Source organism: Butyrivibrio sp. AE2005, from assembly GCF_000686965.1.
Taxonomy (GTDB): Bacteria; Bacillota; Clostridia; order Lachnospirales; family Lachnospiraceae; genus Butyrivibrio; species Butyrivibrio hungatei_A.
The window spans coordinates 92,890-108,524 of sequence record NZ_JMMD01000011.1 but is presented as its reverse complement, the minus strand read 5'-3'; the positions used below and the strand labels follow the sequence as shown (position 1 = coordinate 108,524).

General features: G+C 42.4%; 15 protein-coding genes. All 15 read left to right on the top strand.

Annotation, left to right across the window (positions count from 1 at the left end):
- Nucleotides 1-4: 4 nt before the first annotated feature.
- The 15 genes from DL92_RS0109815 (at nt 5) to radA (ending at nt 15,577) form a co-directional block, all read left to right on the top strand.
- Nucleotides 5-772: a response regulator gene (locus DL92_RS0109815; protein WP_026667554.1), complete on the top strand. Its 768-nt coding sequence runs from the start codon at nt 5-7 to the stop codon at nt 770-772.
- A 15-nt stretch (nt 773-787) separates the two neighbouring features.
- The gene (gene pyrF, locus DL92_RS0109810; RefSeq protein WP_026667553.1) at nt 788-1,711 is read left to right on the top strand and encodes an orotidine-5'-phosphate decarboxylase; all 924 of its coding nucleotides are present in this window, start codon (nt 788-790) and stop codon (nt 1,709-1,711) included.
- 163 nt (nt 1,712-1,874) lie between these two features.
- Entirely contained in the window at nt 1,875-2,558 is a 684-nt protein-coding gene (gene pyrE, locus DL92_RS0109805; protein WP_026667552.1) for an orotate phosphoribosyltransferase, read from the top strand.
- Between the two features lie 40 nt (nt 2,559-2,598).
- Nucleotides 2,599-2,751, top strand: coding sequence for a hypothetical protein (locus DL92_RS21255; RefSeq protein ID WP_026655392.1), 153 nt, complete (start codon nt 2,599-2,601; stop codon nt 2,749-2,751).
- A 24-nt stretch (nt 2,752-2,775) separates the two neighbouring features.
- A complete protein-coding gene (locus tag DL92_RS0109795) occupies nt 2,776-3,138 on the top strand; it encodes a DUF6142 family protein (RefSeq protein WP_051199124.1) in 363 nt (120 codons plus the stop codon).
- A gap of 25 nt (nt 3,139-3,163) precedes the next feature.
- Nucleotides 3,164-5,263 (top strand): aminopeptidase, encoded by a 2,100-nt coding sequence (locus DL92_RS0109790; protein ID WP_026667551.1) that lies wholly within the window; start codon nt 3,164-3,166, stop codon nt 5,261-5,263.
- Between the two features lie 117 nt (nt 5,264-5,380).
- Nucleotides 5,381-5,881: a 5-(carboxyamino)imidazole ribonucleotide mutase gene (purE, locus tag DL92_RS0109785; RefSeq protein WP_026655389.1), complete on the top strand. Its 501-nt coding sequence runs from the start codon at nt 5,381-5,383 to the stop codon at nt 5,879-5,881.
- 45 nt (nt 5,882-5,926) lie between these two features.
- Nucleotides 5,927-6,952 carry a phosphoribosylformylglycinamidine cyclo-ligase gene (gene purM / locus DL92_RS0109780; protein WP_026667550.1) on the top strand — a complete coding sequence of 342 codons (1,026 nt, stop codon included), beginning with the start codon at nt 5,927-5,929 and terminating at the stop codon, nt 6,950-6,952.
- Complete coding sequence (gene purN, locus DL92_RS0109775; RefSeq protein WP_026655386.1) at nt 6,949-7,596, top strand: phosphoribosylglycinamide formyltransferase; 648 nt, start codon at nt 6,949-6,951, stop codon at nt 7,594-7,596. Before purM ends, purN begins: the two co-directional genes overlap by 4 nt.
- A complete protein-coding gene (purD, locus tag DL92_RS0109770) occupies nt 7,593-8,870 on the top strand; it encodes a phosphoribosylamine--glycine ligase (protein WP_026655385.1) in 1,278 nt (425 codons plus the stop codon). The genes purN and purD overlap by 4 nt, the downstream gene beginning before the upstream one ends.
- A gap of 61 nt (nt 8,871-8,931) precedes the next feature.
- Nucleotides 8,932-10,506: an SH3 domain-containing protein gene (locus tag DL92_RS20290; protein ID WP_026667549.1), complete on the top strand. Its 1,575-nt coding sequence runs from the start codon at nt 8,932-8,934 to the stop codon at nt 10,504-10,506.
- Between the two features lie 152 nt (nt 10,507-10,658).
- Complete coding sequence (locus tag DL92_RS0109760) at nt 10,659-11,042, top strand: GntR family transcriptional regulator (RefSeq protein WP_026655383.1); 384 nt, start codon at nt 10,659-10,661, stop codon at nt 11,040-11,042.
- Entirely contained in the window at nt 11,039-13,624 is a 2,586-nt protein-coding gene (locus DL92_RS0109755) for an ATP-dependent Clp protease ATP-binding subunit (protein WP_026655382.1), read from the top strand. Before DL92_RS0109760 ends, DL92_RS0109755 begins: the two co-directional genes overlap by 4 nt.
- A gap of 82 nt (nt 13,625-13,706) precedes the next feature.
- On the top strand, nt 13,707-14,117 hold the full coding sequence (locus DL92_RS0109750; RefSeq protein WP_026655380.1) for a hypothetical protein: 411 nt from the start codon (nt 13,707-13,709) through the stop codon (nt 14,115-14,117).
- An 83-nt stretch (nt 14,118-14,200) separates the two neighbouring features.
- Nucleotides 14,201-15,577, top strand: coding sequence for a DNA repair protein RadA (radA, locus tag DL92_RS0109745; RefSeq protein ID WP_026667548.1), 1,377 nt, complete (start codon nt 14,201-14,203; stop codon nt 15,575-15,577).
- The last annotated feature ends 58 nt before the right edge of the window (nt 15,578-15,635 follow it).

The window sequence follows — 15,635 nt, the reverse complement described above, 5'->3', positions numbered from 1 at the left end:
GGATATGGAAAAACGTGTACTCTTAATTGGCCACGAGAAAAGCTTTATGGTTAACGCTATAGAAAAGGGGCTCGAGAAAGAAGGATACGGAGTTTTAATGATGGAACCCGACAAAGAGCAGATCGAGGTTATGGAAGACAGGCCTATGATCTACCTTCTGTATATGGGGGATCTGTCAAAATCCGACTATGAGTTGTTTGAGTATTTGAATGATGCGATAGACAGCGAGCGATTTTTGCTCTATATCATAGGAAACAAAGAGGAACTTGATCTGGCGCTTGAGTATATTGCAAAAGAGAAAGTTCAGGAGACGTATCTTAGACCTCTTGATGTCAAGCACCTTACGGAACAGCTTAATTCTGTAGTTGAATACAGCGAGCTTGATGATGAGCTTAAAAAGAAGATCCTCATAATTGACGATGACGGAACTATGCTCAGAATGATGAGAACCTGGCTGTCGGTAAAGTATCACGTGTACATGGCAAGCTCGGGTAAGATCGCGTTATCTTTTTTGGCAAAAAATCCTATCGATCTGGTACTACTTGATTACGAAATGCCCGGAATGGACGGTGCGGCCGTACTCAAGGAGATGAGAAGTACTCCTGCGTATAAAGATATTCCGGTTATCTTCCTTACCGCTAAGGATGACAAGGAGAGCGTTATGAAAGTAGTAGGGTTAAAGCCCGAGAAGTACCTCCTTAAATCCATGCCGAAAGAAAAACTTACCAATGCCATTGATGAGTTTTTTATCATAAGATCAAGAAAAAAGTGAGGAAGGAACAGTTATATGATTTCAAAACTTATTGACAAGATTGTAAACACAGGTGCGCCTATTGTTGTGGGACTCGATCCCAAGCTTGATTTTGTACCCGAAGCAATAAAGAAAAGATGCTTTGAGGAAAAGGGTGAGAACCTTGAGGGAGTTGCGGAGGCGTTCTGGCAGTTCAACAAAGAAATCATTGATAACGTATATGATGTTGTTCCTGCTGTAAAGCCACAGATAGCAATGTACGAGGAGATTGGAATTCCCGGTCTTATCGCATTTAAGAAAACTGTAGATTATTGTAAAGAAAAGGGCCTTATCGTTATCGGCGATATAAAGAGAGGCGATATAGGTTCAACAGCCCAGTCTTATGCAGTTGGTCACCTTGGCGGCGTTAAGGTTGGCGATAAAGTATTTAAGGGCTTTGACGAAGACTTCGTAACAGTAAATCCTTATCTTGGATCTGACGGAGTTAAGCCTTTCATAGATATTTGTAATAAGGAAGACAAGGGAATCTTCGTTCTTGCAAAGACATCAAATCCTTCAAGCGGAGAGTTCCAGGACAGACTTATCGACGGAAAGCCTCTCTATGAGATAGTAGGCGCTAAGATAAGAGAGTGGGGCGAAGAGTCGACAGACGGTTCATACAGCAATGTGGGTGCCGTAGTCGGAGCAACATATCCCGAGATGGGCAAGGTGCTCAGAGAGATCATGCCTCACAATTACATCCTTGTTCCCGGATACGGAGCACAGGGCGGTAAGGGAAAAGACCTTGTTAACTTCTTTAATAAAGACGGACTCGGAGCAATCGTAAATTCTTCGAGAGGAATCATAGCAGCATGGAAGAGCGACAATTACAAGCAGTTTGGTGACGGAAAGGTCGGAGAAGCTGCAAGGGCGGCAGTCCTTGATATGAAGGCGGACATCGCAGGTGCGCTCGCTGAATAAATAATAAAGATATCCATGGTCAAACTCTGATAAACGAAGTGTGATTTCTTACTTTAATATATTAATTGTAGATATTAAAGTTAGATGTTATAATACTTTGTCAGAGGATTGGGCTTGGATATTTTTTCTGAGTAAAAACGAAATAAAAAGGAGTTTATGAGTTATGGAAAGATATAAGGAAGAGTTCATTGAATTTATGGTAGACAGCAATGTCCTTAAGTTTGGAGAGTTTACTCTTAAGAGTGGTCGTAAATCTCCTTTTTTTATGAATGCGGGAGCATATGTAACAGGTTCACAGCTTAAGAAGCTCGGTAACTACTATGCAAGAGCAATTCACGATACATTCGGACTTGAATTTGACGTTCTCTTCGGACCTGCATATAAGGGAATTCCGCTTACTGTTGCAACATGTATGGCAATCAGTGAGCTCTACGGAAGAGAAATAAGATATTGTTCAAACAGAAAAGAAGTCAAGGATCACGGAGATAAGGGAATCCTTCTTGGAACAAAGCTTCGTGACGGAGACAGAGTCCTTATAATTGAAGATGTTACAACATCTGGAAAGTCAATCGAAGAGACTGTTCCTATCATCCAGGCACAGGCTGATTGTGATATCGTAGGCCTTATGGTATCTTTGAACAGACAGGAAAAGGGCTTGGAGAGCGAGATGAGCGCTCTTGACGAAATCAAGGAAAGATATGGCTTTAGTGCGCACGCGATCGTTACAATGGAAGACGTTGTAAGCTATCTTTATAACAGACAGATTGACGGAGAGGTAATCCTTACAAAGGATATCAAGAAGGCAATCGATGAGTATTACGCTGAGTACGGCGCTAAGAAAGACTGATAACAGTTTACTGCGGTGAAACCGCTACGGAGGTACATTTATGGAAGAACATACATACAAGGTGCTTGGTGGCACAGGAGCCATGAATATAGCATTGGGAGTGGTTTCACTTGTAGTCGGAATAACTGCCGGAATCTTGCTTATTATATGCGGAGCAAAACTTCTTGGCAGTCGCAAAAATGTGATTATTTAAAGACATAACAGACAACCGGTAGATATGAAGAAACTCAATTTAAAAAAGATAAAGATTCTTAATAAACTTAGCCATTTTAGGGAAAAGTACGTTTTTACCGATAACAGGCATCCCGAAAAAGGAATAATGTCTACCATACTCGGACTCCTGTCAGATGTATCATTGGTGGCAGTGGTACTCTTTTCATACAGGAACGGAGGGCAGGCTTTTATGCGATACGCCGCAGCGGCATTTGTTGCGGCGATATTTTCATGTTTGGGACTCGCTCTCGGAATCATGTCCCGAATGGAAAAAGATATATTTAAATTGTTCCCTAATCTTGGGATTATTCTTAACCTGATCGCGGTTCTCTTTATCATTTTTATTCTGGTATTGGGATTTATGTGATTCGAGGAACGAAAGGAATAGGACAATGACTGAAAACGAAGCAGTATTTGAATTTAGCGTCGGAAATGATGTCACCGATGAGAGATATGCCCTTGCGATGGAGAGGGTATCGGGCATTTCCGATGAGCATTTGGAGAATAAAGAATTTGATGATTATTTTCATGCGGTAAAAGACTTTATTCTCATGATAGACGAGACCTATAAATGGTCTGAAAACGGCGGAAAAGACAATGATTCTCTGGAAGAGCTTAAGACAAGAAACAAAAAGCTCTACAGCGACATTCTTCCCGAAAACTATGATAAGAGCTACGGTAATCCGGTATATGCATGTGACAGACTCGGAGAAACATTCGGAAAGATCTTGTCATCTCTTTATTTTGAGCTCAGATCCATGATTGCTAATGCTTTTGAACTTCAGAAGTATGAGATTGTGATCAGAACGGAGCTCTTTCTTGAAGTATACGGAGCATTCGTGCAGGCTTCCGCTGATGGCAAACTTCCTGAGTATGAGGACGTCAGACAGATAATGTACTGGTTCTACAGTGATTATGCTGAGGAAGAGAGAATGGTCAGATTCGCTCAGATAGTTAACCCCGAAAGAGACTATTTCAGGGATATCATAATGAACAGCGACTTGACTGATATAAGATACCTCTATAAATTCGGAGAGTATATTTCAGACAACGAGATAAAGACCGCGCAGCATCTTATCGAGATGTCCGAGGAAGAGATCGATAAGATAGCAACCACTTTTACGGAAGGATATCGCATTGGCTTTGCCGCAACAGGCAAGGATATCAGCATTAAAAGCACCGCTTCTGTAATTTATATTTTGGGATTTGAGAGAATTATCAAAAAAGCTGTTTTGAATTTTGAGAAGATCGGTCTTAAATCCGGAATCTATCGTTTTATTCCAAGTAATTTCTATATGGGCGGAAGTGCCAGAAGAAATGCTTGTCACGGCGCAATTCCAAACAAGCAGTTTGATTATGACCACAAGGATGATGACGGATTGTTCCTTGATGCGGCTCTTGTAAACAGACGACTTGAGGCTGTAAGGGCAGCAGGTGAAAAGTACAAGAAGGAAGCAAAACTCTACGGAGGTCCCGCTGTACTTGAAGGATTCGGCGAAGTACCTTTTTCACCCGAACAGAAGAAGGAAGCAATTCATCTTAGCGACGAGCAGAGTAAGCTCCTTAGCGGTTATAAGATTCAGGCGTCACTTATCCAGAATGAATATATTATAGGAAAAGAGAGAAGCTTTACGATCATTTCTTTCCCTGTCCCCGATATAGGAGAGCAGTACGAGGCCATCTTTGACGAGACGGTCAAGATAAACACGCTTGATTACAATCTTTATCAGAATATTCAGAAGAAGATCATAGATGCTCTTGATGAAGCGAAGTACGTGACAGTCAAGGGAATGGGCGATAATCGCACAGATATCAAGGTTATGCTTCATGAGATAAAAGACAAAGAGAAGGAAACAAATTTTGAGAACTGTGTTGCCGATGTAAATATTCCTGTCGGAGAAGTGTTTACATCCCCCGTACTTGCCGGAACATCAGGAATACTGCACGTTTCGGGCGTTTATCTCATGGGACTTTACTTTAAAGACCTCGTGATTAAATTTAAGGACGGATGCATCGAAGATTACAATTGTGCAAATTTTATAACTGAGGAAGACAACAAAAACTATATAAAGCAAAATATCCTGTATAATCACGATACTCTGCCGATCGGAGAGTTTGCCATCGGAACAAATACGACGGCATACACGTTTGCAAGGAAATTTAATATTGCGGACAAACTCGATATATTGATTGCAGAGAAGACGGGACCGCATTTTGCGGTAGGTGATACGTGTTATTCCTATGAAGAGGACAATGACACATTTAACTTTGACGGAAAGAGGCATATAGCCAAGGAAAATGAGATTTCCTCAAAGAGAAAAACAGATCCTGATAAGGCATATTTCAGCTGCCATACAGATATAACGATTCCGTACGATGAACTCGGTGAGATCAGAGCCGTAAGAGAGGACGGAACCGGCATAACTATCATAGAAAACGGCAGATTCGTGCTTCCCGGCACGGAGGAATTAAATAAGCCTTTGGATGAATAAAATAAACCATTGGATGTAAGAAAAAAAACCATTGGTTGAATAAAAAAGTGGCACAATATATTGTGTTGTGCTATGATACAAGTGGCTAAATGTTGAAGCAGAAAAATGGAGGAAAACATGGCAAAAGTTGGAATAGTAATGGGTAGTGATTCAGATATGCCCGTTATGGCAAAAGCTGCAGATATTCTGGAGGAGCTCGGAATCGAATACGATATGAGGATAATATCCGCTCATAGAGAACCGGATGAATTTTTTGAATATGCGAAGACTGCAGAGGAAAAGGGATTTAAAGTAATTATCGCCGGAGCAGGAATGGCAGCACATCTTCCCGGAATGTGCGCTGCAATCTTTCCCATGCCCGTAATAGGAATCCCTATGCACACAACTTCTTTGGGAGGCCGTGATTCATTATACAGTATAGTTCAGATGCCTACAGGTATTCCTGTTGCTACAGTAGCTATCAACGGTGGAGCAAATGCAGGTATTCTTGCTGCAAAGATTCTGGCAACGGGAGATGCGGAGCTTCTTGAAAAACTTAAGAAGTACACTGCATCACTTAAGGACGGAGTTGTTGCCAAGGACGCAAGACTTCAGGAAGTCGGATACAAGAACTATTGATTGGAATATAAACAGGCAAAATGCGAGGAGTTAAATATTATGGCATTGGATTACAAAAAGGCAGGCGTTGACATTGAAGCAGGCTATAAGTCTGTTGAACTTATAAAAGGTTATGTAAAAGATACATTCAGACCTGAAGTACTTGGTGGTCTCGGTGGTTTTTCGGGAGCTTTTTCACTTAGCAAGATAAAGGATATGGAAGATCCGGTTCTTTTGTCCGGAACAGACGGAGTCGGAACAAAGATAAAGCTTGCGTTTCTTCTTGACAAGCATGATACGATCGGTATCGATGCGGTTGCAATGTGTGTAAACGACGTTGCATGTGCAGGCGGAGAGCCTTTATTCTTCCTTGATTACATCGCATGCGGAAAGAATATTCCCGAGAAGATCGCAGCAATAGTTAAGGGCGTTGCTGAAGGCTGTAAGCAGTCTGATGCCGCACTTATCGGTGGTGAGACGGCAGAACATCCCGGACTTATGCCTGAGGATGAGTATGACGTTGCAGGATTTGCGGTTGGCGTTGTTGACAGAAAAGATATGATCGACGGAAGCACAATAAAGGACGGAGACGTTCTTATCGGTGTTGCTTCAAGCGGCGTTCACAGTAACGGTTTTTCACTTGTAAGAAAAGTATTTGATATGACAAAAGAGAGTCTTGAGACATATTATGATGAGCTCGGTGCTACTCTCGGTGAGACACTTCTTACACCTACAAGAATCTATGTAAAGATGATGAAGGCAATCAAGAATGCCGGTGTTAAGGTTAAGGGATGCAGCCATATCACAGGTGGCGGATTCTATGAGAATGTGCCCAGAATGCTTCCTGACGGAATCAAGGCTGTAATTGAGAAGAACAGCTATGATATTCCTCCTATCTTCAAGCTTATGCAGGAAAAGGGCGGAATTGAAGAGCAGATGATGTACAACACATATAATATGGGACTTGGAATGGTTCTTGCCGTTGATCCAAGTGATGTAGATGCTGCAATGAATGCTATTGCTTTAGCCGGAGACAAGGCTTGGGTAGTAGGTAAGGCAGTTGCAGGTGAGAAGGGTGTAGAACTCGTATGAAGATAGCGGTTATGGTTTCCGGTGGCGGAACAAATCTTCAGGCAATAATCGACGGAATAGCTGACGGCTCTATAACAAATACAGAGATCTCGCTTGTATACAGCAACAATCCAAATGCTTATGCGATCGAGAGAGCCAAGAAAGCGGGTATTCCCTATGCGGTTAAGAGCCCAAAGGAATTTGACAGCAGAGATGAGTTTAATAAAGCCCTGCTTAAGATCTTACAGGATGCGAATCCGGATCTTATTGTTTTGGCAGGATGTCTTGTTGTTATTCCGGAGTGCGTTGTTAAGGCATTCCCCAACAAGATAATAAATATTCATCCTTCGCTTATACCGGCATTTTGCGGTACCGGGTTTTATGGACTTAAGGTACATGAGCAGGTGCTTAAGAGAGGCGTAAGAGTATCCGGTGCAACGGTTCATTTTGTTGACGAGGGAACGGATACCGGACCGATAATATTGCAGAAGCCTGTTATGATCAGGCAGGATGATACTCCGGAAGTGCTTCAGAAACGTATTATGGAGCAGGCGGAGTGGAAAATTATGCCTATGGCGATAGACCTTATAGCCAATGGCAAAGTCAGAGTAGAAGATCACAAAGTTATTGTTGAAGGATACGAAGAGGAGAAGATTTTTTCATGAAGGTTTTAATAGTTGGCGGAGGCGGAAGAGAACATGCCATTGCTGAGGCTGTTTCCAGAAGCCCTCAGGTATCAAAAATATATTGTGCTCCGGGAAACGGCGGAATTGCCGAACTTGCTGAGTGTGTGCCGATTACACCTATGGAATTTGATAAGCTTGTTTCTTTTGCAAAAGAGAAAGAGATAGATCTTACGGTTATCGGAATGGACGATCCGCTTGTTGGCGGAATCGTAGATGCATTCGAAGCAGAGGGACTCAGAGTTTTCGGCCCCAGAAAGAATGCGGCAATACTTGAAGGAAGTAAGGCTTTTTCAAAAGACCTTATGAAGAAATACAATATTCCCACAGCTGCTTATGAGACATTTGATAATGCCGCAGATGCTCTTAAGTATCTCGAAACTGCTAAATTCCCCATTGTTCTTAAGGCTGACGGACTTGCGCTCGGCAAGGGCGTTCTTATCTGCAACAGTCTTGACGAAGCTAAGGATGGCGTAAAAGAGATCATGGAGGATAAGAAATTCGGAGATGCCGGAAATCACATGGTTATCGAAGAATTTATGACAGGTAGAGAAGTATCCGTATTGTCTTTTGTAGACGGAAAGACAATAAAGCTCATGTCTTCAGCTCAGGATCATAAGAGAGCGGGAGACGGAGACACCGGACTCAATACGGGAGGAATGGGCAATTTCTCACCCAGTCCTTTCTACACGGAAGAAGTAGATAAATTCTGCCGTGAAAATATCTACAGCAGAACTGTGGAGGCTATGGCAAGTGAGGGAAGAGAGTTCAAGGGAGTAATATTCTTCGGACTCATGCTCACACAGGATGGTCCTAAAGTTCTTGAGTACAATGCGAGATTTGGAGATCCCGAGGCGCAGGTTGTTCTCCCCAGACTTAAGACAGATATCATAGACGTATTTAATGCATGTATCGATGGTAAGCTTGATCAGATCGATCTTGAATTTGAGGATAAGGCAGCTGTATGCGTTGTTCTTGCAAGTGAAGGATATCCGGTAAGCTATGAAAAGGGCAAACTTATTACAGGACTTGAGAACTTCAAGGGCAAAGACGGATATTATTGTTTCCATGCGGGAACAAAAGAAACTCCGGAGGGCATAGTTACCAACGGAGGAAGAGTTCTTGGTATCACTGCAAAGGGAGACACCTTGGAAGAAGCTCGCGCGAAGGCTTACGAAGCAACAGAGTGGGTAAGCTTTGATAACAAGTATATGCGCCACGATATAGGTAAAGCGATAGATGAAGCAAAGAAGTAATACGATCTGCAAAAGTGCCTGCAGTATAATGGCACAAATCCTAAGTTGAAAAGGAGGCTGTATGAAGAATACGATGGAAAAGATAATAAGAAACACTATACTTTCTCTAGCATTGTCATTAGCAGTTTTTATCGGCTTCGGGATTGGTGCGCATGCATTTACGACGACAACCGGAACTGTAACATCTGATAATGTAAAGGTGAGGAAGTCGGCAAGCACATCGTCAGATCAGGTATCAAGTGTAAAAAAAGGTGCTACGGTCGACATTCTCGGTGAGGAGACAGATGAATCCGGAACAATATGGTACAAGATCAAAGTTAAAGGCGATGAAACCGGATATATAAGAAACGATCTTGTCAGCAAATCAGGCGGATCTGAATCATCAGGGAATTCCACAGGCGGTTCAGGTACAACGGCTGTTGATCAGAAATCTGTAGAAGTTTTGGCTGAAAACGGAACTGTCAGACAGGGCGCGGGCACTGATAAAGATGCCGTAGGAAAAGTAAAAAAAGGTGATATAGTAACAATTACCGGTGAGACAAAAGGAGCTGACGGAAAGAAATGGTATGAAATATCTTTCGGAGAAAACGGCTCCAAAGGATTTGTAAGAAGCGATCTTGTTTCTGAGACTCCGGTTGTAGCATCAAAATCTGTTAAATCAGAGCAGACGGATGCTCCGTCAGATGACGGAAGCCCGGATGTAATAGCGGATCTTGCCGCTGTGGATGATGTTATGGGTATTGAAGACGCCGGAGATGAAACAGGCGATGATTCGTCAGAAGATTCTGATATGCAGAGTGGTTCAGAGCCTACTGCTCCCACAGAGGCCGGAGACGGACAGTATACTATTTCATATGAAAATGATATATGGTATCTTACTGATTTCTCAGATGCAGAGAAGCCTCAGAAGATGCAGATTCCTCAGATTGTTAAACTTGCAAAACAGGCTAAGGAATTCCATGATAAACTGGCAGTATTTAAAAAGGTTATAATTGCAGTCGGCTCACTTGCCGTTGTATTGCTCGTTTTAGCTATTATTCTCGGAATCAGACTCAGAGACGCAGCTTATTATGATGAAGAAGAGGACGAAGAAGACGAAGATGTAGACGAGGAGGAAGACGAATATGATCGTTATTCGGCTCCTTCCAAGAAACGTTCTCGCGGGGCTGCAAGAGAGAAGATGAGAGATGACTCTGAAGAGGATGTAAGACCTAAGAGAAGACGTTCAAGAGAAGATGATGAGGATGAACCTCGTGAAAGCAGAAGAGTATCTCCCAGAAGAGCGGCAGCCGAAGAGACACAAGAGAGACCTTCAAGAAGAACAGTAACTCCTGATGACGATGAAAGAGTTGCGAGACCTTCAAGAGGTGAGAGACCTATGAGAAGAAGAGCTGACGATCAGGTTGAAGAGCGTCCTTCAAGAAGTGTTGAGGAAAGAACAGTAAGACCTTCAAGAAGAGATGACGATTCGATGTACGGAGATTCAAGATACGAAGAGAGACAGCCTTCAGAAAGACGTATGAGATCTGAGGAAGTTGAAAAGGAAGAGCCTTCATCAAGAAGAGCAAAGAATTTCCTTGGAGATGACGATGACTTCGAGTTCGAATTCCTTGACCTTGATGATGATGACAGATAATAGGTATTAAAAGAATAAGATTATATAAGACGCAGACCTGCGGTTTTTCCGAAGGAATGCGTCTTTTTTTCGGCTTTTTTCATTCAATAATTTGACGAATCTGTATCACGTGTTATACTAAATGTATCACAAGTATGCAATAGGAGGCGGAGATGATCATAGAAATTGATTTTAACAGTGATGAAGCTATTTATATTCAGCTTTGTAATCAGATCATTTTGGGCATAGCTACGTCTCAATTTCGTGAGGGAGAACAGCTTCCAAGTGTGAGGCAGCTTGCGGAAACTATTGGTATCAATATGCATACCGTCAACAAAGCATATTCAATCTTGCAGAGAGAAGGCTTTGTGAAGATAGACAGAAGACGCGGTGCGATAATTGCCATTGATATCAACAGGCTTCAGGCGCTTCAGGAGGCTCAGTCAGAGCTGGCGGTTGTTCTTGCAAGAGCAATTTGTAAGGGAATAGATCGAGACGAAATACATGAACTTGTAGATAAGCTTTATGATAATTACGAAAGGATAGATGGGATATGAATGATCAGTTCACTGTCATGGCCGAGGATGCACTCAGACTCGCCAAGAAAACAGCAAGAAATCTTAAACTTAACTATGTTGGAACCGAGCACATTCTTATGGGACTTATCCTTGAGGACGGAAGCGTTGCTTCCAGAATCCTTATCGATAACGGCATAGATGAAGCCAGAATGATGGACATGATAAAGGATCTTATTGTTCCCGGAAGCAGCGTAAGGACTCTTGACAGAGACGGTTTTTCTCCTAGAGCCGAGAAGGTTCTTGAGGATTCACATATCATGTCAGAGCGCTTTAAGGCAGATAAGACCGGAACAGAGCATATTCTTTTGGCCCTGATCAAAGAGGGAGAAAATGTTGCTGTAAGACTTATCAGCACACTTAATGTGCCTGTGCAGAAGATATATGCAGAAACTTTGGCTGCAATGGGAGAGGATCCAAATCTTGTAAAAGAAGACCTTGGAAGAAAGGTTAATCCCAGAGGGGGAAGAAGGGGATCTATCCTTGCTCAGTACAGCAGGGATATGACTGCGCTGGCACGCGAGAAAAAACTTGATCCCGTAATCGGAAGAGAAAGGGAAATACAAAGAGTTATTCAGATATTAAGCCGTAGGACCAAGAATAACCCCTGCCTCATAGGTGAACCCGGTGTCGGCAAGACGGCTGTAGTTGAAGCTCTTGCACAGCGAATAGTTTCCGGAAATGTGCCTTTTACAGTACAGGATAAGAGATTGGTGACTCTGGATCTGTCCGGTATGATCGCGGGATCTAAGTACAGAGGTGAATTTGAGGAAAGAATTAAGAAGGTCATCAAAGAAGTCATTGATGACGGAAACATAATTCTTTTTGTTGATGAGATGCATACACTTATCGGAGCCGGCGGAGCAGAGGGGGCTATAGACGCGTCCAATATTCTTAAGCCGTCTCTTGCAAGAGGTGAGATTCAGATGATAGGCGCAACAACTATCACTGAGTATCGCAAATATGTTGAGAAGGATGCAGCACTTGAGAGGCGCTTCCAGCCCGTCAATGTAGAAGAACCTACCAAGGAAGAGACGGAAGAAATCTTGAAAGGTGTAGTAAGCAAGTATGAGGAGCATCACAGGGTAACCATTACTCCCGAAGCGCTTAAGGCTGCCGTTGAATTGTCTGAGAGATATATAAATGACAGAAATCTTCCCGATAAGGCTATCGATCTTATCGATGAGGCTGCTTCTGCGGTAAGACTTCATACAGTTGGAATATCGCCTAAGATCAAAGAGATTGAGAATGGTATTGCGGAATACGATCTTAAGATTGAGGAAGCACTTAAAAAGGATGATTTCGATCTTGCCGGACAGCTTAACAATGAGCAGAAGAAGCTTATTGCCAAGTATAACAGGGCTAAGAATGCAGATAAGAAAAAAGAGCTTTCTACGGGCCTTGTTGTAAATGAGAATGATATTGCGGAAGTTGTTGCCCAGTGGACAAGAATTCCGGTTAAAAAGATAGCCGAGAAGGAATCGGAGAAGCTTCTTAAGCTTGAATCTGTTCTTCATAAGAGAGTTATAGGCCAGGAAGAAGCCGTTAAGGCTATTTCAAAGGCAATCAGAAGAGGAAGAGTAGGACTTCAGGATCCCAACAGACCGATTGGTTCATTCTTGTTCCTTGGACCTACAGGTGTAGGTAAGACTGAGCTTTCGAAAGCTCTTGCGGAAGCTATGTTTGGCGATGAAAATGCGCTTATCAGAGTTGATATGTCCGAGTATATGGAAGGGCATTCAGTATCAAAGATGATCGGATCACCTCCGGGATATGTAGGATATGATGAGGGTGGACAGCTCAGTGAGAAAGTAAGAAGACATCCGTATTCTGTAATCTTATTTGATGAGATTGAAAAGGCACATCCCGATATTTTCAATGTACTTTTACAGGTACTTGATGATGGTCATATCACTGATTCAAAGGGACGCAAGGTAAGCTTTAAGAATACCATCCTTATTATGACATCCAATGTGGGAGCCCAGAAGATCGTGGATCCCAAGAAGCTTGGATTTGGTGCGGGAGATGATGCCAAGAAGGACTATGAAGATATGAAGTCCGGAGTTATGGAGGAAGTAAAGAGACTCTTTAAGCCGGAGTTTATCAACCGTATTGATGAAATACAGGTATTCCATACCCTTACGGAAAAAGAGATGATGGATATTGTTTCGCTTCTTTCACGCAATCTCAGCAAGAGATGTAAGGAGCAGTTGAATATCAATCTCACTATTTCACCTGCGGTAAAGAAATTCCTTATTGAGAAGCATTCTGACGCCAAAATGGGTGCAAGACCTCTTAAGAGGGCTATTCAGTCAGCTATTGAGGATGCGATGGCAGAAGAGCTTCTAAAGGGCAATATCAAGGCAGGAAGCGATGTTACGGTATCTTTAAAAGACAAGAAAATCGTATTTGTTTCCGCAGATGGTAAGAAAACTTCAGTAAAGAAGGTCGCTGTAAAGACAACCAAGCCCGGAAAGGCGCTTAAAACAAAGACTTCTGTGACTACAAAGAAGCCTGCTTCCAAGAAAAGTATAAAAAGTGCCAAAAAGACGTCAAAAAAATAAGTGAATTTTAAGTTTATAATTAGATGGATATGAATTATAATAATTATAACTATTATTAGCACCAAATCTCAGGAGGGTTATTATGGCTGTCGTAGAGCAGTTGATACGTGCCGAGAGTGATGGAAGCATCAGCTTCGGTAACTATGAGCTTAATGAAAAGAAAAAACTAGAAAACTTTGAACACAACGGAGATGTATTTAAAGTAAAGACCTTTAAGGACATTACAAAGCTTGAGTGTAACGATAATTTCGTATATGAATCCGTTCCGGGCACTGCAGTTTTAGGCTTTAAAGAGACAGAAGGAGGAGTTGAGTTTAGTGTGGAAGGCGAAAACGACGCACAGATCACACTCGGACTTCTTGAAAATACAGAGTACAGTGTTTGTGTAAACGGTAACAGCATCGGCAAGATGAGCACTAACCTCGGAGGTAAACTTAATCTGAGTGTTGAGTTATCGGGAAATGGCGCTATAAGCGTAAAAGTTGAGAAGTAAAAAAGTATAAGAAGGGCTTTTCGATGATATTCGAAGAGCCCTTTTTGAGTAGAGTTTGTTTGAGGAGAAAGGTGCGAAAGAATATGGCAACAAAGATAAAGACTGTTTTTTACTGCCAGAACTGCGGCTATGAATCGTCCAAATGGATGGGACAGTGTCCCGGATGTAAAGAATGGAATACCTTTGTGGAAGAGACTGTGAAGCCGGCGTCCAAAAAGCAGGGAATCACATCGGCAGGGCAGATAAGAGGAGAATACAGCAGTCCAAAATCTCTTTCTGAGATAGAAATGAAAGATGAGGAGAGGGCTGATACGCATATAAACGAACTTAACAGAGTGCTTGGAGGCGGCCTTGTAAGGGGCTCACTTATTCTTGTGGGCGGAGATCCGGGAATAGGCAAGTCAACACTTCTTCTTCAGGTTGCGGGCAATCTTTCGGGAGATAAGAAGGACGTTCTTTATATTTCAGGCGAGGAATCGCTTAGGCAGATAAAGCTTCGCGCCAACAGAATAGGAGATTTTTCCGAAACGTTGAAGTTTATGTGCGAGACCAATCTTGAGAATATTGAAGAAACAATAAACAGGGCAAAGCCTGAAGTTGTGATAATCGATTCGATACAGACGATGTTCAGCGATTCCGTGACATCGGCACCCGGAAGTGTTTCACAGGTAAGAGAATCTACAGCCGTGCTTCTGAGGATTGCCAAGAGTCTTAATATTACCGTATTCATAGTCGGACATGTGACCAAGGAAGGACAGGTTGCGGGACCGAGAGTACTTGAGCATATGGTTGATACCGTTCTTTATTTTGAGGGTGACAGGCATGCATCATACAGGATCCTTCGTGCAGTCAAAAACCGTTTCGGTTCAACAAATGAGATAGGCGTTTTTGAGATGCAGGAGAAAGGCCTTGCTGAAGTTACCAATCCTTCTGAGTTTATGCTTGAGGGAAAGCCCGAAAATGCCAGTGGTTCTATCGTTACATGTTCTGTAGAAGGAACGAGACCTATACTTATTGAGATTCAGGCGCTCGTATGCAGGAGCAATTTTGGATTTCCGAGGCGTCAGGCTAACGGAACGGATTATAACAGGGTTAATCTTCTTATGGCTGTTTTGGAGAAAAGAGTTGGGCTTCAGATGGGAGAATATGATGCATATGTAAATCTTGCGGGCGGAATGAAGCTTGCGGAGCCTTCACTTGACCTTGGAATCTGTATGGCGATCATCTCAAGTTTTAAGAACAAGCCTATAGGTGACGATGTCATTGCTTTTGGAGAGGTTGGACTTTCGGGTGAAGTAAGATCGGTAAATATGGCTGATTCAAGAGTTCAGGAAGCGGAGAAACTTGGATTTAAGACATGCATAGTTCCAAAGGCTCTTGAAAGTAAGCTTAAAAAGAGTGCAAAGAGTATAAATATTGTGGGCGTTTCATCCGTTGCAGATGCGATGAACTATATTTAAAAACAAAGAAAAGGCTTAGCCGTGGTATTTTCTGCCACTACTAAGCCTTGTTTTTTCT

Bases quoted from the DNA above. Each gene is read 5' to 3' on its own strand.
- DL92_RS0109815 (WP_026667554.1), top strand. From the start codon at position 5: ATGGAAAAACGTGTACTCTTAATTGGCCACGAGAAAAGCTTTATGGTT.
- pyrF (WP_026667553.1), top strand. From the start codon at position 788: ATGATTTCAAAACTTATTGACAAGATTGTAAACACAGGTGCGCCTATT.
- pyrE (WP_026667552.1), top strand. From the start codon at position 1,875: ATGGAAAGATATAAGGAAGAGTTCATTGAATTTATGGTAGACAGCAAT.
- DL92_RS21255 (WP_026655392.1), top strand. From the start codon at position 2,599: ATGGAAGAACATACATACAAGGTGCTTGGTGGCACAGGAGCCATGAAT.
- DL92_RS0109795 (WP_051199124.1), top strand. From the start codon at position 2,776: ATGAAGAAACTCAATTTAAAAAAGATAAAGATTCTTAATAAACTTAGC.
- DL92_RS0109790 (WP_026667551.1), top strand. From the start codon at position 3,164: ATGACTGAAAACGAAGCAGTATTTGAATTTAGCGTCGGAAATGATGTC.
- purE (WP_026655389.1), top strand. From the start codon at position 5,381: ATGGCAAAAGTTGGAATAGTAATGGGTAGTGATTCAGATATGCCCGTT.
- purN (WP_026655386.1), top strand. From the start codon at position 6,949: ATGAAGATAGCGGTTATGGTTTCCGGTGGCGGAACAAATCTTCAGGCA.
- purD (WP_026655385.1), top strand. From the start codon at position 7,593: ATGAAGGTTTTAATAGTTGGCGGAGGCGGAAGAGAACATGCCATTGCT.
- DL92_RS20290 (WP_026667549.1), top strand. From the start codon at position 8,932: ATGAAGAATACGATGGAAAAGATAATAAGAAACACTATACTTTCTCTA.
- DL92_RS0109760 (WP_026655383.1), top strand. From the start codon at position 10,659: ATGATCATAGAAATTGATTTTAACAGTGATGAAGCTATTTATATTCAG.
- DL92_RS0109755 (WP_026655382.1), top strand. From the start codon at position 11,039: ATGAATGATCAGTTCACTGTCATGGCCGAGGATGCACTCAGACTCGCC.
- DL92_RS0109750 (WP_026655380.1), top strand. From the start codon at position 13,707: ATGGCTGTCGTAGAGCAGTTGATACGTGCCGAGAGTGATGGAAGCATC.
- radA (WP_026667548.1), top strand. From the start codon at position 14,201: ATGGCAACAAAGATAAAGACTGTTTTTTACTGCCAGAACTGCGGCTAT.